The organism is Pedococcus sp. 5OH_020 (assembly GCF_027812955.1).
In the GTDB taxonomy this organism is placed as follows: domain Bacteria; phylum Actinomycetota; class Actinomycetes; order Actinomycetales; family Dermatophilaceae; genus Pedococcus.
On record NZ_JAPYZV010000001.1, the window covers coordinates 75,397 to 97,612 of the forward strand.

At 70.9% G+C, this 22,216-nt stretch carries 21 protein-coding genes; 18 read left to right on the plus strand and 3 right to left on the minus strand.

Annotation, left to right across the window (positions count from 1 at the left end):
- The first annotated feature begins 7 nt into the window (after nt 1-7).
- The 4 genes from ppsA to PHA84_RS00390 all read left to right on the plus strand — a co-directional run bounded on the left by ppsA (nt 8) and on the right by PHA84_RS00390 (nt 6,030).
- Nucleotides 8-2,380 carry a phosphoenolpyruvate synthase gene (gene ppsA / locus PHA84_RS00375; protein WP_270886098.1) on the plus strand — a complete coding sequence of 791 codons (2,373 nt, stop codon included), beginning with the start codon at nt 8-10 and terminating at the stop codon, nt 2,378-2,380.
- A gap of 95 nt (nt 2,381-2,475) precedes the next feature.
- The gene (rfaE2, locus tag PHA84_RS00380; protein WP_270886099.1) at nt 2,476-4,086 is read left to right on the plus strand and encodes a D-glycero-beta-D-manno-heptose 1-phosphate adenylyltransferase; all 1,611 of its coding nucleotides are present in this window, start codon (nt 2,476-2,478) and stop codon (nt 4,084-4,086) included.
- Nucleotides 4,077-4,892 carry a glycosyltransferase gene (locus PHA84_RS00385; protein ID WP_270886100.1) on the plus strand — a complete coding sequence of 272 codons (816 nt, stop codon included), beginning with the start codon at nt 4,077-4,079 and terminating at the stop codon, nt 4,890-4,892. Before rfaE2 ends, PHA84_RS00385 begins: the two co-directional genes overlap by 10 nt.
- A gap of 10 nt (nt 4,893-4,902) precedes the next feature.
- Nucleotides 4,903-6,030, plus strand: a complete 1,128-nt coding sequence (locus PHA84_RS00390) for a glycosyltransferase family 9 protein (RefSeq protein ID WP_270886101.1) — start codon at nt 4,903-4,905, stop codon at nt 6,028-6,030.
- Here the strand turns inward: PHA84_RS00390 and PHA84_RS00395 are convergent.
- Nucleotides 6,014-6,268: a hypothetical protein gene (locus PHA84_RS00395; protein WP_270886102.1), complete on the minus strand. Its 255-nt coding sequence runs from the start codon at nt 6,266-6,268 to the stop codon at nt 6,014-6,016. The two genes, PHA84_RS00390 and PHA84_RS00395, sit on opposite strands and share 17 nt — an antisense overlap.
- A gap of 205 nt (nt 6,269-6,473) precedes the next feature.
- Between PHA84_RS00395 and PHA84_RS00400 the strand changes: the two genes are divergently transcribed.
- The 4 genes from PHA84_RS00400 (at nt 6,474) to PHA84_RS00415 (ending at nt 11,863) form a co-directional block, all read left to right on the plus strand.
- Complete coding sequence (locus PHA84_RS00400) at nt 6,474-7,229, plus strand: peptidoglycan-binding domain-containing protein (RefSeq protein WP_270886103.1); 756 nt, start codon at nt 6,474-6,476, stop codon at nt 7,227-7,229.
- A 42-nt stretch (nt 7,230-7,271) separates the two neighbouring features.
- Nucleotides 7,272-8,843, plus strand: coding sequence for an SIR2 family NAD-dependent protein deacylase (locus PHA84_RS00405; RefSeq protein ID WP_270886104.1), 1,572 nt, complete (start codon nt 7,272-7,274; stop codon nt 8,841-8,843).
- A 105-nt stretch (nt 8,844-8,948) separates the two neighbouring features.
- A complete protein-coding gene (locus PHA84_RS00410; protein WP_270886105.1) occupies nt 8,949-11,474 on the plus strand; it encodes a family 1 glycosylhydrolase in 2,526 nt (841 codons plus the stop codon).
- Nucleotides 11,471-11,863 (plus strand): hypothetical protein, encoded by a 393-nt coding sequence (locus PHA84_RS00415; protein ID WP_270886106.1) that lies wholly within the window; start codon nt 11,471-11,473, stop codon nt 11,861-11,863. Before PHA84_RS00410 ends, PHA84_RS00415 begins: the two co-directional genes overlap by 4 nt.
- Nucleotides 11,864-11,904: 41 nt before the next feature.
- On the opposite strand, the gene PHA84_RS00420 is transcribed toward PHA84_RS00415, so the two are convergent.
- A complete protein-coding gene (locus PHA84_RS00420; RefSeq protein ID WP_270886107.1) occupies nt 11,905-12,306 on the minus strand; it encodes an ankyrin repeat domain-containing protein in 402 nt (133 codons plus the stop codon).
- Between the two features lie 150 nt (nt 12,307-12,456).
- On the opposite strand from PHA84_RS00420, the gene PHA84_RS00425 reads away from it, so the two are divergent.
- The 10 genes from PHA84_RS00425 (at nt 12,457) to PHA84_RS00470 (ending at nt 21,149) form a co-directional block, all read left to right on the plus strand.
- Nucleotides 12,457-12,900, plus strand: coding sequence for a Fur family transcriptional regulator (locus PHA84_RS00425; protein WP_270886108.1), 444 nt, complete (start codon nt 12,457-12,459; stop codon nt 12,898-12,900).
- 44 nt (nt 12,901-12,944) lie between these two features.
- Nucleotides 12,945-14,612, plus strand: a complete 1,668-nt coding sequence (locus PHA84_RS00430) for a catalase (protein WP_270886109.1) — start codon at nt 12,945-12,947, stop codon at nt 14,610-14,612.
- Nucleotides 14,613-14,717: 105 nt separating this feature from the next.
- Complete coding sequence (locus tag PHA84_RS00435; RefSeq protein ID WP_270886110.1) at nt 14,718-15,485, plus strand: SDR family NAD(P)-dependent oxidoreductase; 768 nt, start codon at nt 14,718-14,720, stop codon at nt 15,483-15,485.
- A 139-nt stretch (nt 15,486-15,624) separates the two neighbouring features.
- Complete coding sequence (locus PHA84_RS00440; protein WP_270886111.1) at nt 15,625-16,704, plus strand: sigma-70 family RNA polymerase sigma factor; 1,080 nt, start codon at nt 15,625-15,627, stop codon at nt 16,702-16,704.
- Between the two features lie 2 nt (nt 16,705-16,706).
- On the plus strand, nt 16,707-17,615 hold the full coding sequence (locus PHA84_RS00445) for an STAS domain-containing protein (protein ID WP_270886112.1): 909 nt from the start codon (nt 16,707-16,709) through the stop codon (nt 17,613-17,615).
- A complete protein-coding gene (locus PHA84_RS00450; RefSeq protein WP_270886113.1) occupies nt 17,612-18,022 on the plus strand; it encodes an STAS domain-containing protein in 411 nt (136 codons plus the stop codon). Before PHA84_RS00445 ends, PHA84_RS00450 begins: the two co-directional genes overlap by 4 nt.
- On the plus strand, nt 18,019-18,306 hold the full coding sequence (locus PHA84_RS00455) for a phosphatase RsbU N-terminal domain-containing protein (protein WP_270886114.1): 288 nt from the start codon (nt 18,019-18,021) through the stop codon (nt 18,304-18,306). The genes PHA84_RS00450 and PHA84_RS00455 overlap by 4 nt, the downstream gene beginning before the upstream one ends.
- A 284-nt stretch (nt 18,307-18,590) precedes the next feature.
- Nucleotides 18,591-19,136, plus strand: a complete 546-nt coding sequence (locus tag PHA84_RS00460; protein WP_270886115.1) for an ABC transporter substrate-binding protein — start codon at nt 18,591-18,593, stop codon at nt 19,134-19,136.
- Nucleotides 19,137-19,401: 265 nt separating this feature from the next.
- The gene (locus PHA84_RS00465) at nt 19,402-20,550 is read left to right on the plus strand and encodes a zinc-dependent alcohol dehydrogenase (protein WP_270886116.1); all 1,149 of its coding nucleotides are present in this window, start codon (nt 19,402-19,404) and stop codon (nt 20,548-20,550) included.
- Nucleotides 20,551-20,567: 17 nt separating this feature from the next.
- Complete coding sequence (locus tag PHA84_RS00470) at nt 20,568-21,149, plus strand: hypothetical protein (protein WP_270886117.1); 582 nt, start codon at nt 20,568-20,570, stop codon at nt 21,147-21,149.
- Here PHA84_RS00470 and PHA84_RS00475 read toward each other — a convergent pair.
- The gene (locus tag PHA84_RS00475) at nt 21,139-22,161 is read right to left on the minus strand and encodes an MEDS domain-containing protein (RefSeq protein WP_270886118.1); all 1,023 of its coding nucleotides are present in this window, start codon (nt 22,159-22,161) and stop codon (nt 21,139-21,141) included. The genes PHA84_RS00470 and PHA84_RS00475 overlap by 11 nt on opposite strands.
- Nucleotides 22,162-22,216 lie beyond the last annotated feature (55 nt).

Consider the following 22,216-nt stretch of genomic DNA (forward strand, 5'->3'; position numbering starts at 1 on the left):
ACACTCCGTGAGCACGAACATCAGGTGGTTCTCAGAGCTCGGGCTGGGCGACGTCGAGTCGGTGGGAGGCAAGAACTCCTCGCTCGGCGAGATGGTGCAGTCCCTGGCGGAGGCGGGGGTCCGGGTCCCAGACGGGTTCGCCACCACGGCGGACGCCTACCGACGGTTCCTGCTGCACGACGGTCTGGTCGACCGGGTCAACGGGTTGCTCGAAGGGCTCGACGTCGACGACGTCCGGCGGCTCTCGGAGGTCGGCACGCAGATCCGTGACGCCGTCGAGGCGCAGGCCTTCCCGCCGGACCTCGAGGCGGACATCCGGTCGGCCTACGGGAAGCTCGTCGGGGACCAGGGCGAGGAGGCGAGCTTCGCCGTCCGCTCCAGCGCCACCGCAGAGGACCTGCCGGAAGCCTCCTTCGCCGGACAGCAGGAGACGTTCCTCAACATCCGGGGCATCGACAGCGTGCTCCAGGCCATCAAGCTCGTGTTCGCCTCCCTGTACAACGACCGCGCCATCGCCTACCGGGTCCACCACAGCTTCGACCACGCAGCCGTGGCCCTGTCCGCCGGGGTGCAGCGCATGGTCCGCTCGGACATCGGCGCCTCGGGCGTGATGTTCACCATCGACACCGAGTCCGGCTTCCCCGAGGCGGTGTTCATCACGAGCAGCTACGGCCTCGGCGAAGCGGTCGTCCAGGGAGCCGTGAACCCCGACGAGTTCTACGTCTACAAGCCGGCCCTGCGCGAGGGCCGGCCCGCCATCCTCAAGCGTGGGGTGGGCGGCAAGGCGACGAAGATGGTCTACACGCAGGACGCGTCGGTGGGCCGCACGGTCGAGTTCGTGCCGGTCCAGGAGTCGGAGCGGGGCCGGCTCAGCCTGACCGACGCCGAGGTGACCGAGCTCGCACGCCACGCCGTCAAGATCGAGGAGCACTACGGCCGCCCCATGGACATCGAGTGGGGCAAGGACGGCGTCGACGGTGGGCTCTACATCCTGCAGGCCCGTCCGGAGACCGTGAAGTCGCGGCAGAGCGGCTCGACGATGCAGCGGTTCCGCATGGAGGAGCGGGGGCCGGTGGTCGTCGAGGGCCGGGCGATCGGGCAGAAGGTCGGCGCGGGAGCCGTCCGCCTGATGAGGTCGATCGAGTCGATGCACGAGTTCCAGCCCGGAGAGGTGCTCGTCGCCGACATGACGGACCCCGACTGGGAGCCGATCATGAAGCGCGCCAGCGCCATCGTCACCAACCGCGGCGGCCGCACCTGCCATGCGGCCATCATCGCCCGCGAGCTCGGCATCCCGGCCGTCGTGGGCACCGGAGCGGCTACCACGCAGCTCGCTGACGGGCAGGACGTGACGGTCTCCTGCGCCGAGGGCGACACGGGCTTCGTCTACGACGGCAAGCGGGCCTTCTCCGTGACCGAGACCGCGCTGGAGGACATGCCCGACGTGCCGGTGAAGATCATGATGAACGTCGGCACGCCGGAGCAGGCCTTCGAGTTCTCCCGGCTCCCGCACCGTGGCGTCGGGCTCGCCCGCCTTGAGTTCATCATCAACCGGCAGATCGGCATCCATCCCCGGGCACTGCTCGAGCTCGACGACCAGGAGCCCGCGATCCGCTCGGAGATCGAGGGCCTCATCGCCGCGTACGACGGTCCGCGCGCCTTCTTCGTGCAGCGGGTGGCCGAGGGGATCGCCATGCTGGCGGCCGCCTTCGCGCCCGAGCCGGTGATCGTGCGGATGTCCGACTTCAAGTCCAACGAGTATGCCGGGCTGCTCGGTGGCGAGCGCTACGAGCCGCACGAGGAGAACCCCATGATCGGCTACCGCGGCGCCTCGCGGTACCTCTCGGACGACTTCGCCGAGTGCTTCGCCATGGAGTGCGAAGCGCTGCGGCTCGTGCGCGACGACATGGGCCTGACCAACGTCAAGGTGATGATCCCGTTCGTCCGGACCGTGACAGAGGCCAAAGGGGTCATCGACCTCCTGGCCCAGAACGGCCTGCGCCGTGGGGAGAACGACCTCCAGGTCGTCATGATGTGCGAGGTCCCCTCGAACGCCATCAACGCCGAGGAGTTCCTGGAGCACTTCGACGGGTTCTCCATCGGTTCCAACGACCTCACGCAGCTGACCTTGGGCCTTGACCGGGACTCCGCGCTCGTCGCAGGGTCCTTCGACGAGCGGGACCCCGCCGTGAAGAAGCTGCTGTCCATGGCGATCACGGCGTGCCGTGAGCGAGGGAAGTACGTCGGGATCTGCGGGCAGGGGCCCTCGGACCACCCGGACCTCGCCGACTGGCTCATGGACCAGGGAATCGAGTCGATGTCCCTCAACCCCGACACCGTCGTCGAGACCTGGCTGCGGCTGGCCCGCCGCACCCGGTAGCGCCGCCAGCGGCCTCCTTCGGGTCGGCGGTTGTCCTCCCGGCGATCGGGGTACTGACCCTGCGCCGCTGCGACTGCTGACCGGAGGAGGGCGACGTGACGTCGGTGCACGCTCTCCTGTCCCGCCTCGCGGACCTGCGGGTGCTCGTCCTCGGTGACGCGGTGCTCGACCTCTGGACGTACGGCTCCTCGCAGCGGCTCGCGCGCGAAGCCCCGGTCCCGGTGCTCGACGTGTGCCAGGCGGACCAGGCCCCGGGCGCCGCGGCGAACTGCGCAGCCAACGCGGCGGCTCTGGGCTGCGAGGTCGACTACGTCGGCATCGTCGGTTCCGACGACACCGGACAGCGGCTGCGAACAGCGCTCCAGGCGCGCGGCGTGGACCCTGGGCTGCTGGTGCAGGACCCTCTGGGCGCAACACCGGCCAAGCATCGGCTGGTCTGCGACGGGCAGGTCGTGGCGCGTTTCGACACCGGTCTGCCCGGCCGGTGGTCGAGCGAGGCCCTGGAGGCGCTGCGAGACCGGGTACTGCGGCACCTCGACCTGGCGGACGTGGTCGTCGCCGCGGACTACGGCAACGGCACGCTCACCTCCCCACTGATCGAGGACCTGGGCCGGGCGCGAGCCCGGCTCCGGGGGCCACTGGTGGTGGACGGGCACCGGTTCGCCCGCTGGCGTGGTTGCCGGCCCACGGCTATGACGCCCAGTGCGAGCGAGGTGCTCGCCGAGTGGGGGGAGCTGTTCGCTGCCGATGCCGATGCCGATGCCGATGCCGATGCAGGTGCACGTCCAGGTGCACGCGGACGTGACGGTGACGGTGCCGCTCCTGACCCGCTGGGCGCCATCGCACAGCGCTCCCAGCAGCTGCTCCAGCACAGTGGCAGCGAGCTGCTGCTGACGACCTTCGACTCGCGAGGCACGCTGCTGGTGCAGCGAGGACGCGCTCCGCATCGGACCACCGGGCTGGCCGTGGCCAACGCACAGGCCTGCGGTGCCGGCGACACGCTGACCACGGCCTTCGCCGTCGCCCTGGCGGCTGGAGCAAGCCCGGCGCAGGCGGCTGACCTCGCCCAGGAGGCCGCCAGTATCGTAGTCGTCGAGCCCGGCACCTCCTGCTGCTCGGTCCGGGAGCTGAAGGCTCGCCTCGAGCGTCGGGCGCACGTGGCCGACGGGAGCATCTCGGCAGGTGAGCTGGAGGACGCCGTCCGGGCGCATCGCGCCGCCGGGCGGCGCATCGCCTTCACCAACGGCTGTTTCGACGTGCTCCACGCCGGGCACGTCGCCTACCTCAGGCAGGCCCGCGCCCTCGGGGACGTCCTCGTGGTCGCGGTCAACAGCGACGCCAGCGTGGCGCGGCTGAAAGGTCCGGGCCGGCCCATCGTCCCGGAGTCGGAGCGTGCCGCTCTGCTTGCAGCGCTGCGTCCGGTCGACCACGTCGTGCTCTTCGACGAGGAGACGCCCGAACGGCTGCTCGAGCTCGTCCGTCCCGACGTGTACGTCAAAGGTGGCGACTACACGCCCGAGATGCTGCCCGAGACCGCCGTCGTCGAACGCCTCGGCGGCGAGGTCGTGATGGTCGACTACGTCGACGGTCACTCCACGACGGAGCTCGTCGAGCGCATCCGGGCTCGTGACGACCGCCCGCAGCACGTGCCGTCGAGCCGCAACAGACCGGCCGAGGGGTCGGTACCCGGCGACCGGTGGGCGTGACGCGCGTGGAGGTCGACGTGCTCGTGCCCACGTTCCAGCGTCCGGATGCCTTGGCCGTCACGCTGGCCGGTCTGGCAGCGCAGACGTGCCGCTCGTTCCGGGTGGTGGTCAGCGACCAGACTGCTGACCCGGTGGCCACGGTCCCACTCGTCGCGGCGACGACGCGGATCCTCGAACAGCACGGCATACCGGTGGAGCACCACCACCACGCGCCGCCCCGCGGCCTTGCCGAGAACCGCCAGCACCTGCTGTCGCTGGCTCGGGCACCGCACGTCCTGTTCCTGGACGACGACGTCTGGCTGGAGCCCTGGGCAGTGGAACGGCTCCTCGAGGCCATCGCCGCGCTGAGATGCGGCTTCGTCGGCTTCGCGGTCCAGGGGCTGTCCTACCGCGACGACCACCGTCCCGCCGAGCTGGAGCCGTTCGAGGAGTGGGTGGGCGGCGTGCGTCCTGAGCGCGTGCGCCGCGGCGGCCCGAAGTGGCAGCGGTTCACCTTGCACAACGCCGCCAACCCGACGCACCTCGGCGAGCGCCTCGGGCTGCGGCCGGGGGAGTGGCGCGCCTACAAGGTCGCCTGGGTCGGCGCCTGCGTCCTCTACCGCCGAGACGCCCTGGCCGACGCGGGGGGCTTCTCGTTCTGGAAGGACCTGCCCCGCGAGCACGTGGGCGAAGACGTCGTGGCGCAGCTCCGGGTGATGGAGCGGCACGGCGGGGCCGGCCTCCTGCCCAGTGGCGCGGTCCATCTCGAGCTGCCCACGACGGTCCCGCAGCGCGACGTCAACTGCTACGACGCCGTCGGCCTATGAGGACCGGCCTGTGACGAGCAGGGGCGTCATCGAGGACGTGAACCGCGTCGTCGCCCTGCGCGCCAACGCCATCGGTGACTTCCTCATGGTGTTACCCGCGCTGGAGGCGGTACGGCGTACCTATCCCCGCGCGCACGTGACCGTCGTGGGCGACGCGTGGCTGCCCGGGCTCTTGGACGGGCGACCCGGTCCCTGGGACCGCTGCGTCGTGGCGCCCCCGTACCCCGGCCTCCGCGGTCTGCCGGCGGATGCCGCGCCAGGCCCGGAGGTGGGCTCCTTCCTGCTGGAGCACCGGGCCTGCCGGTACGACGTGGCGCTACAGCTGCATGGCGGCGGGGGCACGAGCAACCACCTCGTCGGCCAGCTGGGCGCCCGGGTGTCCGTGGGAGCGCGCGCCCCTGGCGCGCCCCCGCTGGACCGCTGGACCCCCTACCTGCCGCACCGGCACGAGGTGCTGCGCTGGCTGGACGTCGTCGACCTCGTCGGCGCTGGTCAGTCCTTGGAGGTGCGGGACCTCGTCCCGCGGCTCACCGTGACGGCGCAGGACCTTGTGGAGAGCCGGTCCGCCCACCCGGGCGACGACCAACCTTTCGTCGCCCTGCACGTGGGCGCGCGCGACCCGCGCCGCCGCTGGCGTCCGGAGCGGTTCGCCGACGTGGCGCGCCGGCTCCTGGCGTCGGGGCTCGACGTGGTGCTGGTCGGCGGGAACGAGGACCGTGAGCTGTCCCACGACGTTGCTGCGCGGCTGGCCGGCGTACGGACACCAGGAGGAGGTCGCTGTCACGACCTCAGCGCTCGGCTGACCCTCGGTGGCACGCTCGGGACGCTGGCCAGGGCAGCGGTCTTCGTCGGCAACGACTCCGGCCCCAGACACCTCGCGACCGCGGCGGGGACGCCGACGGTCGCGGTGTACTGGGTCGGCAACGTGATGACGTTCGGGCCGCTGGTCGGCGCCGCCGACCGCGCGCTCGTGTCGTTCCAGACCAGCTGCCCGGTGTGTGGTCAGGAGCAGGTGGGACGGCGGTGCGAGCATGACGTGTCGTTCCTGGACCCCGTGACCGCGGACGAGGTGTACGCCGGCCTGCAGGACGCGCTGTGGTGGAGCCAGGTAGCCGCCTCGACTACCGGTTGCGGCTGACCTGGCCCAGCGAGTCGACTGCGCCTTCAGCCCCGGCCGTCCTGGCGCAGTGGGCGCAGCAGAACAGCCCCAGCTCCGACTCGATGCCGTGCCCGAGGATCCGGCACCCGCAGTGCGCGCAGCCGGGCGCCCAGGCGTGGATGGCGCACTCCATGCTGTCGTACGTGCCCGACGCGTCACCCCTGGTGATCGTGAAGGCCTTCTCGTAGTCGTTGCCACAGACGTCACAGACCGCCATGTCGACCCCTCTCTCGCTGCATCCGCCCGTCCTGCGGTACCCAGCGGGCCGGTACCCAGCAGTCCCGATGCGAAACCGACCCCACCACCACGCAACGCTGGTGACTAGTCCCGATGGGCGATGTCCAGTGCAGGCGCACAGGGGCACGCTGGTGCTGACCCACGTGACGGGCCGTGGGCTACCTCGTGTGAAGGGAAGCGACACCATGACGACGTCTGCTGCCGTCCTGAAGGCGCACGGCATCGTGCGGACCACCGAGGTGGTCGAGCTCGCGGCGCTGGCCGGCCTCGAGCTGGCCGCGGCGGCGACCCTCCTGCAGAAGGAGTCGGGCGGCGGCGCCAACGTCTACGGCCATGACGCCGTCGAGACCGGCGGCTTCTACACCAAAGGAGGACCGGTCACCGCCGCCAACTACCGGAAGTACAAGGCGCACCGGAGCCAGCTCGGCGCCCAGGGGGTGGGTCCGGTCCAGCTGACGCTGCCGGCCTTCCAGGACCGCGCGGACGACAAGGGCGGCTGTTTCGACTGGGCGGTCAACGCACTGGTCGGCTTCCAGATCCTTGCCGGCAACATCACGGCGCTCGGGGTCCGTAGCGGCTTCCGGGCCTACAACGGCTCCGGACCCGCGGCCGAGCGCTACGCCGACGACGCCCTGGCTAAGCTGCGGGTATGGCGCGACCGGCTCGCGGGAACTCCGACAGCCGCTCCGCACGTGGGACGCCCGGTGCTCCACGAGGGTGACACCGGGGCCCTGGTGTCGACGCTCCAGAAGTTCCTGAACCGGACCTTCCCCCTGTACTCGCACGTCGACCTGGCCCCGCAGCGCTATGGCCCGCAGACCTCGAAGGTGATCGCGGAGTTCCAGCGGCGTGCCGGCGTCGCCGGCCCGGGGGTCGTCAAGAGCGGGACGCAGGTCGGCCCGCCCACCTGGGCCGCCCTGGAGTTCTTCGGCTTCCGGTAGCCCACAGGGTGCGCTCGCTGCGGGACTGGGTACAGGGAGGCCATGAGCAGCGCGGTGAGCCGTGAGCGGCCCGCCACCGCGGGGCACGTCTTCGTGGTCCACGGGCGGATGGAGACCTTGGTCAAGGACGCCATGGTGGTCAGCACCGACCGGGCGTTCGCCGTGGAGGACCACTGGGTGCCGGCCCTCGGTGGAGGCGACACCTCGGAGCTCAAGCCCGAGGGCTGGGGCAGGGAAGGAAGGGTCTACGGGCGCGCCCCCGGCGGCCGCCAGATCTGGTTCCTGGACGTGTCGGACAGCGTACGGTCCCCCCGGACCTTGGTGGACGGTCTGCGCGGCGTCATCGAGGCCATCGCCTCGTCGGGCCTGCACGTCTCTGCCGGTCGGGCCCTTCCGCTGGTGGCGGTCCCGGTCCCGGGTATCGGCGGCGGTGCCTTCAGGGAGCACGCGGGGGAGGTGATCGCCGACCTGCTGGCAGCGCTGAGCGACCTGGTGGCAGAGCTGGCCGTCGACGTGGTGATCGTCGCCACCACTCGAGCGCAGTTCGCTGCCATCCAGCGCGAGCGCCGCGTGACACAGTCCTTCCCCCTGTCGTGCGAGCTGACCGAGAAGGCGGAGGCGATCGGCACGGCGGCCGCCTCCGGACGGCTCAGCCTCTTCCTCGGTGCTGGGGTCAGCATCCCGGCCGGTCTTCCGTCCTGGGCCGACCTGGTGGAGGAGATGCGGCAGGTCGCCGTGGCCGATGGCGCCCAGCTCCCGGCCGAGGGTTTCGACGCGCTCGGCGTGCTGGACCAGACGGAGCTGTTGCGAGGACTTCTCGGTGACCGGCTCGAGACGCTGGTGGCGCAGCGGTTCGCCGACGCCACCCCTGCGCTCTCGCACGCGCTCCTGGCGAGCCTGCGATGCCGCGAGGCGGTGACCACCAACTACGACGGGTGCTACGAGACCGCCGTGACCGCGCAGGACCCTCAGGCCACCATCGCGGTGATGCCCTGGCAGAAACCGTTGCCGGGCCGGCCCTGGCTGCTCAAGCTGCACGGCGACGCCCGACGGCCGGAGTCTGTCGTGCTCACCCGTGGGCAGTTCTTGGGGTACGACAGCCACTGGCGGCCTGTCGGCTCCCTCTTCCAGTCACTGCTGATGACGCGCGAGCTCCTCGTGGTGGGCGCCTCGCTGACGGACGACAACGTCCTGCGGCTCGCGCACGAGGTGCGCGCCCTGCGGCAGCGGCACGACCTGCACGACCCGCTGGGTCACGTGCTCGCCCTCGGCCCGCAGCCGCTGCGCGCCCGCCTGTGGGCGGGGGAGCTGGAGTGGGTGTCGATGGAGGGTGACACCGGGGAGGAGCAGGCGCGCCAGCTCGAGATCTTCCTCGACGCCGTGGTGGCGCATGCCTCCCACAGCGCTCCCTACCTTCTGCATCCCTACTACGGCGACCTGCTCAACGACGACGAGGAGAGCGACCTGGCGGAGCGCGCGCGAGAGCTCGCCGCCCGCATCGAGACCGCGGTCACGACGGGAGCGGTGCGGCAGCACGCCGGCTGGGCGGAGCTGCTCGCCGCCCTAAGAGCCCACGGTGCCCACCTCGAGGCTGGTCCTGAAGCGCGTTTGTGAGCGGATGCGCCTGGGTAACTGCTGCGCACTTCGGTTGAAAGCCCAGCCGAGCCAGCCGTCACGTCTCTCGGTGGCTGGGTCCGGGCCAGCCGAAAGGAGCGCCGCGTGGAGCAGCCTCAGCACGACCTGGGCACCGAGGGTCGACAGGGACACCTTGCACCGCAGGGACGACAGGTCCCCTTCATCGGGGCCTTCGAGAGCACCTACCTGCCGGTGCACGGGGTCGACGTCACGGAGACGACCCAGCATGACCATCGATGGGCCGACGACGTCGACGCGGTCCTCGACGCAGGCGTGCGGTCTCTGCGGTACCCGTTGCGCTGGCACCGCATCGAGGCCGAGCCGGGCCGGTATGACTGGCGCGAGGCGGACGCGGTCCTCGACCACCTGCGCGAGCGTGGCGCCGAGCCCATCCTCGACCTCGTCCACCACACCAGCTACCCCGGCTGGCTCACCGACGGGTTCCGTGACGCCCGGTTCCCCGGAGCCTTCGTCGACTTCGCGGAGCGGGTAGCGCAGCGGTACCCCTGGCTCTCCTCGTACACGCTCTTCAACGAGCCGTTCGCCACGCTGTTCCTGGCCGGGCACGAAGCCCTCTGGCCGCCCTACGACCACGGCCTCGAGGGTCTTGCCCGGCTGGCTCTGAACGTGCTGCCCGCCATCAGCGCGGCGTCCCAGTGCTGGTCCGAGCTGCTCCCGGACGCCGCCCACCTGTGGGTCGACACGTGCGAGCACCACGGCGGCGCGCCGGGCGTCCCCATGGAGTACGCCGCCCTGGCCAACGAGCGGCGGCACGTCATGCTCGACCTGGCCCTCGGCCAGAACCTGGACCCCTCGGCACCGTTCCTCGCCGCGTTCCTCGAGGCGGGAGCCGAGCCGTTGCTGTCGATGCCGCCCGTGCGCGTGGACGTCCTGGGCCTGGACTACTACTCGCACTCGGAGTGGTGGTACGACGAGCGCGGTGCCCAGTGCCCGTCGCCGCACCCGGTCGGGCTCGCCGCCGTCGCCGCCCAGTACGCACGACGCTACGACCTTCCCCTGGTGCTCAGCGAGACGAACCTCAGGGGTCTGCCCTCCGACCGGGCATCCTGGCTGCGGTACACCCTGGAGCAGTACGAGGCCGCGGTGCAGCACGGGGTCCCGCTGCAGGGCTTCTGCTGGTTCCCCTCCCTGGACTCCTGTGACTGGGACTCCCTGCTGGCCCGTCCAGCCGGACGGCGGGACCCGGTCGGCGTGCGCTCGCTGGGTCGGCACGGCAGCCGGCTCCGGACCGTCTTCACCGAGGTCTGGGAAGCGGCCGCGGCGGGCGCGCCCGCCGCCGACCTGCCGGCCTACCGCTTCCAGTCGCCGTGCGACAGGCAGCTCGCCGGCTTCGTCGAGCAGCTCTCCCACTGGCCGTGGACCGACCCACCGGAGCAGGAGACGCCCGCTCCGATCCCCATCCCGATCGAGACCAGGAGCGCCATGCCACCCGACTCCTCACCCCGGCCCGCCGGCCGCGACCTGGTCGTCCTGTCCCACCTGCGCTGGGCCTGGGTCTGGCAACGACCACAGCACCTGGTCTCCAGGTTCGCCGAGCAGTGGGCCTCGCAGGGCGCGCGGACCTGGTTCGTCGAGGAGCCGAGACTCGCCGACGTGGAGCGGCCGCAGCTGGGCATGCAGGCCGTCGACGGTGTGACACGGGTGTGGCTGGCGCTGCCGAGGGGCGAACGCAGCGAGGAGACGCACGTGGGGTTCGATGCCGGGGAGGCGCACGCGTACGGCGACCTGCTGGCCGACTTCCTCTCCGCGCAGGGGACTGTCCGGCCGGACGTACTGCTCTACACGCCCATGGCCCTCGACCTCGCGGAGCAGCTGGCGCCGAGCCGCCTGTTCTACGACGTCATGGACGACCTGGCCTCGTTCGCCAAGGCCCCCTCTGGGCTGGTCCTGCGCCAGCGACGTGCGCTCACCGAGGCGGACGTGGTGTTCACCGGCGGGCGCTCGCTGCACCGTGGCGTCATGCAGCACCGCACGGGGCCGTGTCACCTGTTCCCCAGCGGCGTCGAGACGGCGCACTACGCACGGTCACGCCGGCTCACGACCCCCCAGCAGCGACCGGTGGCGGGCTACGTCGGGGTCGTCGACGAGCGCGTGGACCTCGATCTCCTCTCGACGCTGGCCGGAGCCTTGCCCGACTGGACGATCCGGGTGGTCGGACCGCTCGCGAAGATCGAGACGTCCGCGTTGCCCGTGGCGCCGAACCTCGAGTACCCAGGGATGGCGCCGTACGAGGAGCTGCCCGAGATCATGGCCGGCTTCACCGTGGCGCTGATGCCCTTCGCCCTGAACGAGGCGACCAGGTCGATCAGCCCGACGAAGACGCTCGAGTACCTCGCGGCGGGTCTGCCGGTGGTCTCCACCCGGGTGCCCGACGTGGTCGCCGACTACGCCGACGTCGTGCACTTCGCCGACGACGGCGTCGAGTTCGCCGAGGCGTGCCGCCACGTCGCCCAGCAGTCCCGCTCGGAACGGGACCGCCGGGTGCAGCGGATCGCCCGTCAGCAGGAGTGGGACGTCATCGCCCGGCGGATGTACGAGCTGATGACGGGCGTGCAGTCGCTGGGCCGCGTCGGCCAGGAACCGGCATGAGCACCGAGCAGGTCGAAGCGGCTCACCCTCAGGCGACTCACGCTCCGGTGAGGCACGACCCACCCGCGCCGGTCCGTCCCCCGGCGGCGCCGACGACCCTCCTGCCGAGCCTGGCCAACGCTCTCGAGGCCGCCCAGAGCCGAGGGGTGAGCGCCGCGGTCGCCGGCCTTCAGGACGCTGCCCTCGGGGCGCTGCGGCTGACCGGCCCGGGCGTGCCCGTGCTGGCCGAGGCGGCGGTCAGCTCCGCTACACCCTTCCTGCGGGCCCCGTTGCTGGCGCGGCTGTCCGCCGTCCTGCTCATGCACCCGCCGACTGTCGCCGACGGTGGTGCCTGCCCGAGCTGCGGGAAACCGGCCCCCTGCCCGACGTCACGGCTGGTGCAGTGGTGACGCGGTGGCGCCAGCGCTGAGGTGGTGTCCTGCCGTCGCGGCTAGCCCTCGCGATGGAGCAGGGCCTGCATCTCGGTGAGCTCGAAGAACTCGGCGACCTGACGCGCCGACCGGCCCCCGTGGTCGGGGTCGGCGCCGGCGTCGAGGAGGGCCCGCACGGTCGCTGCCGAGCGGCGGAAGACCGCCGAGCCCAACGCCGTCTGGCCGCGGTCGTTCACCCTGGAATGGTCCGCCCCGTGGTCGAGCAGCAGTCGGACGGTGTCCGGGTGGTCGTGGTAGGCCGCCAGGATGAGCAGCGTGTCACCCACGCTGTTGGTGAGGTCGACCGGAAGGCCGGCCTCGAGCTGCGCGCGAAGCGCGTCGGTCTGCCCTTCCCGGGCGAGGTCCAAGGCCGCCTGGAGCAGCCCGAGCTCCTGCGGGGTCAGGTCTGAGATTCCGCTCACCCGTGGACTCTAGCGCCGGACTGCGGCGTGAGATCTCCACGTGCGGTTCGCCTCTCGACCTGTCCGAGGCGTGGACGACGCGCCGTACGGCGTGCCCGAGGAGTGACCAACACTTGCATCATTCCAGATCTGGTGGTGGGGTCAGGGCTTGTGAGAGCACCCCTGCAGGACCGGCTGAGGTCCGCCGGCCTGCGTGTCACGCGACCGCGCCTGACCACCCTGGAGGTCCTGGACGAGGCCCAGGCCCGGCAGGAGCACCTCCCGGTGGCCGATGTCGCCGGACGGGTCCGCGGCCTGCTGGGGTCGGTCTCCACGCAGGCGGTGTACGACTGCCTCGAGGCGCTCGCAGGCGCAGGCCTGGTGCGTCGGATCGAGCCGGCCGGTCATCCCGCCCGCTACGAGAGCCGGGTCGGCGACAACCACCATCACCTCGTCTGCCGGGACTGCGGCGCGACCGTCGACGTGGACTGCGCCGTCGGTCACGCGCCCTGCCTCTCCCCGACGTCCGCCGAGGGCTTCCTCGTCGACGAGGCCGAGGTCGTGTACTGGGGCCGCTGCCCCGGCTGCGCCACCTCAGCCACCCTGACGCTCTGACCCATGACCTGTGACCTATGACCACCGCACCGAAAGGGACAACCATGACAGACGTAGCCAGCCAGGCCTCCGCGGCCACCGAGGAGGACCGTCCGGTCCTGACCAACCGCCAGGGCCACCCCATCTACGACAACCAGAACCAGCGCACCGTCGGGGCGCGGGGGCCGGCGACGCTGGAGAACTACCAGTTCCTGGAGAAGATCAGCCACTTCGACCGTGAGCGCATCCCCGAGCGGGTGGTGCACGCCCGCGGGGCCACGGCCTTCGGCTACTTCGAGGCGTACGGCGCCTGCGGCGACCAGCCGATCGCGGACCTGACCCGCGCCAAGCTGTTCCAGGAGAAGGGGAAGCGGACCGACCTGGCCATCCGGTTCTCGACGGTGGCCGGTGGCCGCGACTCCTCCGAGGTGGCTCGCGACCCGCGCGGCTTCGCCGTGAAGTTCTACACCGAGGACGGCAACTGGGACCTGGTCGGCAACAACCTGGGCGTCTTCTTCATCCGCGACGCCATCAAGTTCCCGGACTTCATCCACTCCCAGAAGCCCGACCCGGTCAGCTTCTTCCGCCAGGACCCCAACCGGGCGTTCGACTTCATCAGCCAGACGCCCGAGGCGATGCACATGGTGACGCTGGTGTTCAGCCCGCGCGGCATCCCGGCCAGCTACCGCACCCAGCAGGGCTTCGGGGTGAACACCTACAAGTGGGTGAACGCCCAGGGCGACACCAAGCTCGTGAAGTACCACTGGCTGCCCAAGCAGGGCGTGAAGTCCCTGACGGCAGAGGACGCGGCCAACATCCAGGCCGGCGAGCTGGGCTCGGCGACCAAGGACCTGTACGACGCCATCGGGGCCGGCGACTACCCGGAGTGGGAGCTCAACGTCCAGCTCATGGACGACCACGACCACCCGGAGCTCGACTTCGACCCGCTGGACGACACGAAGGTCTGGCCCGAGGAGCTGTTCCCGCTCCACCCGGTGGGCCGCATGGTGCTGGACCGCGCACCGGAGAACTTCTTCGCCGAGAACGAGCAGATCGCCTTCGGCACCGGCGTGCTCGTCGACGGCCTGGACTTCTCGGACGACAAGATGCTGGTGGGTCGGACCTTCTCCTACAGCGACACCCAGCGCTACCGGGTGGGACCGAACTACCTCCAGCTGCCGGTGAACCAGGCGAAGAACGCCCGGGTGGCCACCAACCAGCGCGACGGCCAGATGGCGTATGGCGTCGACCTGGGCGAGGGGCAGAACCCGCACGTCAACTACGAGCCGTCGATCCTCGGTGGCCTGCGTGAGGCGCAGTACCCGACGCACGACGAGCAGGGCCCGGTGATCGAGGGCCGGCTGACCCGCAAGCGGATCCCGCGCACCAACGACTATGCCCAGGCGGGCGAGCGGTACCTGCTGTCCGAGCAGTGGGAGAAGGACGACCTGGTGGCCAACCTCGTCGGCGCCCTCGGCCAGTGCGACCGCCCCATCCAGGAGCGCATGGTGTGGCACCTCTTCCTGTGCGAGGACGAGCTGGGCCAGCGCGTGGGCGACGGTCTGGGCATCTCGGCCGACGACGTCCGCCACCTGGCACCGCTGCAGACGCAGACGTTGAACGAGGAGGAGCAGCAGCGGCTGTCGAACCTGGGCAAGAACGGGCCGCGCGACGTCTCCGGCCACGTGATGACGCACTGCGTGCCCAACGAGCGGGTCGTCGTCGAGCGCTGATCCCAGCAGCACCCCCGACGGCCAGGAGGGCCGGTCCGCCACGGTGGGCCGGCCCTCGCCCGCTAGCGTGCCAGCCGTTGACCCGCACTACCTGAAGGAGCCGGTATGCCTGTTCTCGACAGCTTCACCCTCGACGGCAAGGTCGCCGTGGTGACCGGGGGAAACCGGGGCCTGGGCAGGGCCTTCGCGCACGCCCTCGGGGAGGCCGGGGCCACGGTGGTGCTCCTGGCCCGCGACGCCACGAAGAACGGCGAGGTCGTCGCCGAGCTCCGAGACAAGGGGATCGACGCGACGGCGTTCGAGGCAGACGTGGCGGACCGCGAGAGCCTCGCCCGCGCCGCGGACCGCGCGTACGCCGAGCTGCGCACGGTGGACGTCCTGGTGAACAACGCCGGCACCTGTATCCACCGACCTTCCCTCGAGGTGACCGAGCAGGAGTGGGCCGACGTGCTCGACGTCAACCTCAACGGCGTCTGGCACGGCTGCCAGCTCTTCGGCCGTCGCATGGTCGAGGCGGGTGAGGGCGTCATCGTCAACATCGGCTCCATGTCGGGCGACATCGTCAACCGCCCCCAGTGGCAGCCCGCCTACAACGCCTCGAAGGCCGCCGTCCACCATCTGACGCGGTCGCTGGCCGCCGAGTGGGCGCCGTACGGCGTCCGCGTCAATGCCTTGGCGCCGGGCTACGTCCGGACCGAGATGACGCCCGTCGACCGACCCGAGTTCAGGAGCCGCTGGATCGACGACACCCCGCAGCAGCGCGCTGCGACGCCGGAGGAGATCGCGCCCTCGGTGGTGTTCCTCGCCAGCGCTGCCTCCTCGTACATGACCGGAGCGGTGCTGACGGTCGACGGCGGTTACACCGTCTTCTGACGTCACCAGCGGAAGGCGCGCAGGTGAGGGGTGCGCGGCGCGCGGGTCCGTGCCATCCTCCGAGGAGCCGTGGTTGTCGCTGCCGCTGAGGGCACCTCCGGGTCGGGTAGATCATGTGACGAGGGGTATGGGGGTGCCTGTGAGCGCTTCGCCGCCGGCGGACGCCGGGAGGCAGTCCGAGCCGCCGGCGGACGTGGCGGCGCTGATCCCCTTGGTGCGACGGATCGTCGAGGCCCGGGTCGGGAACCACCCGGCGGCCGACGACCTGGTCCAGGAGACCCTGGTCCGCGTACTCGCCGCGGCCTCCCGCGTCGAGCCGGGCCTGCTGGAGCCGTACGCCATCGTGACCGCGCGCAACGTGATCGCCTCCCTGTGGCGCCAGGCGGACCGGCAGAGGCGCAACCAGCACCGGGTCGTGGACCTGCGCCCCGCCGAGGAGCCGGACGAGCAGGTGCTCGCGGTCGAGGAGCAGTCGGCCGTGGCGCAGGCCCTGGCCCGGCTCTCGGACCGCGAGCGGGAGGCCCTGGTGGCCCACGAGGTGGCGGGGGAGGACACCCATGCCCTGGCGTCCCAGACCGGTTCCACGCCTGGGGCGGTGGCGGCCCAGCTCAACAGGTCTCGGGCGCGGATGCGCGTCGAGTATCTGCTGGCGCTGGAGAACGCGGACCCACCCACCGAGCGGTGCCGGCCGGTGCTGCTCGCGCTCTCCAGCGGCGACAGGCGGCGGCAGCGGGAGGTCGACGCGGCCAGGCACGTGCTGGAGTGCGACCTCTGCGCCCGGCTCAGCCAGCCGCTCATGGAGCGGGGGCAGCAGCGTGACGACGAGGTCCACATCTCCGTCACCAGCGACGCGGACGTCGTCGCCGCGCGGCAGGGGGCTCGGGAGCTGGCGTCACGACTGGGCTTCCGGGCGACCGACCTGACCATCCTCGCGACGGCGGTGTCCGAGGTCACCCGCAACATCGTCCGGTTCGCGGGTAGCGGAGAGGTGGTCGTGGAGCTCGTCGAGCGGCCGCGCCGAGGCGTCCGCGTGACCGCTCGGGACACCGGTCCGGGGATCCACGACGTCGAGCAGGCGCTCGCCGACGGCTACAGCACGAACGCAGGCCTGGGACTGGGCCTGCCGGGAGCACGGCGGCTGATGGACGAGTTCGCCGTCGTCTCGGAGCCCGGTCATGGCACCACGGTGACCATGACGAAATGGCTCCAGGAAGGATGACCATGCAGCAGCAGGACGGTACCGACACCAGGGACGACGCGCCGGAGCGGCAGGACCCGGGCGAACAGGAGGAGCAGCTGCTTCCCCAGCTGGTCGCCCACCTGCGCGAGCACCGCACCAGGCTGCGCCAGGAGTGGTCGAACCGCATCCAGGCGGCACATCTGCTCGAGGCCATGACGCCGCAGGAGATGGCCGCTGAGACGACCTCCGTCTACGACAACTATGTCGAGGTCCTCGAGACCGGCAGCGTCGAGGCACTGCAGCACTACGCGCGCGACCTCTCGGAGCGCATCATCCCGCGAGGCGTCGAGACGCACGAGGTCGTGGGCATCGTCCTGCTGCTGCGCGACGTGCTGGCCCGGTCCCTGTTCGAGAAGTACCAGCAGGAGCTCGGCCTGCTCAACCGGGTCCTCGACGCCTACGAGCCGGCCGCCAACCGCATCGCGAACACGGTGGCGGTGAGCTTCGTCGAGGAACGGGAGAGAGTCATCCGCCAGCAGCAGGACGCCATCCGCGAGCTGTCCACCCCGGTGCTGCCGGTGCGCGAGCGGCTCCTCATCCTGCCCATCATCGGCGTGCTGGACAGCGAGCGGGCCCGCCAGCTCACCGAGCAGCTGCTCACGGGCATCCGCACGCACCGGGCCAAGGTCGTCGTCATCGACATCACCGGTGCTCCGGACGTCGACCAGACCGTCGCGAACCACCTCGTCCAGACCGTCGACGCGTCACGGCTGATGGGTGCGAGCGTCATCATTACCGGACTGTCCCCGAAGATCGCCCAGACGCTCGTCACCATCGGCGTCGACCTCAGCAAGATGAACACGATCGGCGACCTTCAGGGCGGCCTCGAGGAGGCGGAGCGCCTGCTCGGGTACGCCGTGACGAGAGAGGAAGGTGCCAACGGCCCGTGACGCCCGGACCGGCACTGGTCTCCATCCTGCGCCAGGGTGCCTACCTGATCGCCTCCGTCCACACTGCGCTCGACGACTCGCAGATGGTCCGGTTCCAGGACGACCTCATCGGGGAGATCGGCCGGGCTCGCTCCCGCGGCGTCATCATCGACGTCGCCGCCCTGGACGTCCTGGACTCGTTCGGCTCCAACACGTTGCGCAGCATCGCCGAGATGGCGCGCCTGCGCGGCGCAGTCACCGTCATCGTCGGGATCCAGCCCGACGTCGCTCTCGCCATGGTGAAGCTTGGCATGGGCACCGGCTCGGTACCCACGGCGCTGGACCTCGAAGAGGGGCTGGAGTACCTCGACCGGCACGTGCAGCACTCGCCCGCGGCCAGTGCCCGGGGCGGAGAGCGCTCCCGGTGAACCTGGGCGACCTCGAGCTGGACTACCGCGCCGCCTTCCTGCGCTACCTACCCCGCCGCGAGGAGGTGGCCAGGGCGCGGGGGTACGACATCGGCCGCCAGGCTGTCGCGACAGGCGTGAGCATCCTCGACGTCGCCGCCATCCACCACGAGATCCTGCTCGAGGTCCTGCACGACACGCCAGCGGCGGAGGTCGACGAGATCACCGGAGCGGCGGCGGAGTTCCTCCAAGAGGTGCTCGCGCCATACGACATGACCCAGCGTGGCCTCCTCGAGGGAAGCTGAGCGGGCCCGCAGCACCGCTCCCACCAGCACAGATGAGCCGCGATACTGGTTGGTAGGCGCGGACGCGTGCCGCTGGCTGACATGACGCGGAAGCTCAGGCCGGTCCGGCCCGGCTCACCCAGGACCCCGTGCGGTCGGGCCGTCACGTGGAGCAGACAGCCGCGTCATGTGGCTCGGGGGAAGGGATCTTCATCGGTGCAGGGCCGGGGAAGCCCGCCGCCGGGCCACACGTCCGTGAGGCGGTGCCGCGCTCCGCGTAGCCACCACGACAGAGGAGCAACGCAATGATGTTACGAACCAAGATCGTCGGGACCGGAACCGCTGTGGTCGTCGCCGCAGCCCTGGGAGTCCTTCCCGGAGCCGCGGCCGCCAGCGCAGCCCCGCAGGCCGCCGCCCCTCGGGCAGTCGCCGCAGCCGTCCCCGCTGCCACCACCATCCCGGTCACCGGCACCCTGCCCAACGGGACGGCCTTCACCGGTGCGCTGAGCAACCTCACCACCTCCGTGGTGAACGGCGTCCTGACGCTGTCGGGAACGATCACCGGCACCGGTCTGCCCGCCGCTGGCACGACCTTCACCGCGCCGATCCAGAACCTCGCTGTCGGCGCCAGCTGCACGATCCTGACGCTCGACCTCGGGCCGCTGCACCTGAACCTCCTCGGCCTGGTCATCGACCTTGCACCCGTCCACCTCAACATCACGGCGGTGCCGGGGGCCGGCAACCTGCTCGGCAACCTGCTGTGCGCCGTGGCGCACCTGCTCGACGGCTCGTCGCCGCTCGGAGGCCTGTCAGCCCTGCTCAACCGGCTGCTCCTGGGGCTCGGTCTCTGACCTGTTCCGCTGCACAGCTCGGCAACAGGCGGTGCCCTCGCTCTTGGCGGGGGCACCGTCTTCTCGTTGCGGTGCAACGGCTCCCGGCTGCGGAGCCACACCGCGGCCCAGTCCTGAAGACCTCGAGTTGCGGGCCTGACAGCCACTACGCACACTCGAGGTGGTCTTCGCTTTCCCGTGGTTGTGGCTCCGGCTGGTCTCACGTTCGGACGGCGTCCTAGGCCTGACCCAGCCCATCGATGCCGGCTGCCCTCAGGAGGCGACAATGCGAGCCATGGTGTACCGCGGGCCCTACAAGGTCCGCGTCGAGGACAAGGCTCCACCACCCATCGAGCACCCCAACGACGCCATCGTCCGCGTGACGCTGGGGGCGATCTGCGGCTCGGACCTGCACCTCTACCACGGGATGATGCCCGACACGCGGGTGGGGATGACGTTCGGCCACGAGTTCATCGGCGTGGTGGAACAGGTCGGCTCCTCCGTCCAGAGTCTCAAGCCCGGAGACCGGGTCATGGTGCCGTTCAACATCTTCTGCGGGACGTGCTACTTCTGCGCCCGAGGGCTCTACTCCAACTGCCACAACGTCAACCCCAACGCCACCGCCGTGGGCGGCATCTACGGCTACTCGCACACCTGTGGCGGGTACGACGGTGGGCAGGCCGAGCTGGTGCGCGTCCCGTTCGCCGATGTCGGCCCCACCGTCATCCCCGACTGGATGGACGACGAGGACGCGGTGATGCTCACCGACGCCTGTCCGACCGGCTACTTCGGGGCGCAGCTCGGCGACATCGTCGAGGGCGATGTCGTGGTCGTCTTCGGAGCCGGCCCGGTTGGCCTGTTCGCCGCCAAGTCGGCCTGGCTCATGGGGGCTGGTCGGGTGGTCGTCATCGACCACCTCGAGTACCGCCTCGAGAAGGCGCGCACGTTCGCCCACGCGGAGACCTTCAACTTCACCGAGTACGACGACATCGTCGTCCACCTCAAGAAGGTCACGGACCATCTGGGGGCGGATGTCGTCATCGACGCCGTCGGTGCGGAGGCCGACGGCAGCTTCCTGCAGCACGTGACGACCGCGAAGCTGAAGCTTCAGGGCGGCTCCCCGGTGGCCCTCAACTGGGCGATCGACTCGGTGCGCAAAGGGGGGACCGTGTCAGTGGTCGGCGCCTACGGGCCCCTCTTCAGTGCCGTGAAGTTCGGCGACGCGCTCAACAAGGGGCTGACCCTGCGGATGAACCAGTGCCCCGTGAAGCGGCAGTGGCCCCGGCTCTTCGAGCATGTCCGCAACGGCTACCTCAAGCCGAGAGACCTCGTGACGCACCGCATCCCGCTCGAGCACATCGCCGAGGGCTACCACATCTTCTCCTCCAAGCTCGACGGCTGCATCAAGCCGCTCGTCGTGCCCGACGGCTACTGACCCGACAGGAGCAAGCCATGCCCTACACAGCAGAGAAGCCGCCGCCGGCCAGGACGAGCGAGGAGCTGAGGGCCACGATCCCGGGTTGGGGCGTCGACCTCGACCCGCGGGACCGGCCCTCCGTGCCGCGGGAACAGCCCAGCACCCACCTGACCGGAGCGCACTGGGACTTCCCGGAGCGGCAACCTGAGAAGTGGCCCCGCGAGCGGTCCGTCGAGCACAAGTTCCTCACCCCGGTCTTCGGGACCGCCACCCCGCCCAGGGGGCTCTCCGGCGGCATCCGCAAGGCGGCATACCGCTACAGCGAGGGTCGCACGGCCCACTGGCTGCTCCTCGTGCTCGCCGACCGGGTCGACGCCCAGGAGAGCCACCTGCGTTCCTTCCTCACCCTGCGGCCGGACAACCCCATCACGCAGACCGGGGTCCTGAGCGAGCTGCGGCACCACCCGATCAGGTCGCGCTTCGGGGTCAAGCGGACGGACCTGGTCCACCAGAGCCTGGACCCCGTCGTCGTCGCGGGTCCGTGGGTGCTCGCCGGCGCCGCCGTCTACGTCGTGGGCCGACGGGTGCTGCGCAGCCTCCGGGGGCTCATGCGCTGAGACCGGGTGAGTCGGCGCCGGCGGAGCCGACGTCGAACGAGCCGACGTCGAACGAGCCGACGTCGAACAGGGCCCAGACCACCTTGCCGTCCGCGAAGGTGTCGCAGTCCCACCGGTCGGCGACGGCCTCGACGATCGCCAGCCCTCGTCCACCCACCGCAGCGGGATCGGCGAGCTGACGACGTGCTGTGCCGGCGCCGGCGTCCGTGACGGCCACCAGCACAGAGGTGCCGGACCGCTCGAGGCGTACCTGGAAGGGGGAGCCGGCGTGGGTCACCGCGTTGGTGGCCAGCTCGGAGCAGACCAGGTTCGCGTCAGCGACGAGGTGCTGGACGCCCCAGGAGCGGAGCACCCTGGCGACGAAGCGGCGTACGGCCGGGACGGCCTCCGGCACGGGTAGGAACGTCTCCGTCCGCTGCGTCGCACCGAGCCCCCGGTGGCCCGGTCCGGCCGCGCGGTAGCTGCCCGGCGCGATGACCCGGGAGTGGCGCTCGCACACCTGTCGCAGTCTCGCCAGGCCTGCGGCCTCGAGGTGCTCGGTAGGGTAGCCGCAGAGCAGGGAGAAGCTGCGAGCGCGGGCGAGCTCGTTCCACAGCGACTCCAGCTGGACTGCGGCGGCGACGTTGCCGTCGCGCCAGAGCAGGCCGACCATCTCGCCGAAGACCCTGAGGCGTCGCCCGCCGGTCGCGGCGCGGTCCAGCACGGCGCAGACGTGTTCGGCGAACAGCGTGGCATCGGCGGAACCGTTGACGAGGAACCGGGAGAGCAGCTCCATGGCGTCCACCGCGACATACCGGCCAGAACGTCGCAGGATGACAAGATCCGCGCCCAGACGCCCCAGCGTGGCCTCGAGAGCGCCGCGATGCTCCGGTGTCGCCACGACCACGACTGCCTCCTGCTGCCGCAGACCGTCCACGACGTGCGCGACGATGGCGTCCTGCATCTCCACGTCGTCCTCGTAGAAGCACACGGCGTGGGCAGACAGTGACGTGAGGCGGACACTGGTCGTCACAGTTTCAACCATAGGGACCGGTCCGGCGGTGCGGGGCCCGTTTCCTCAGGTCGTC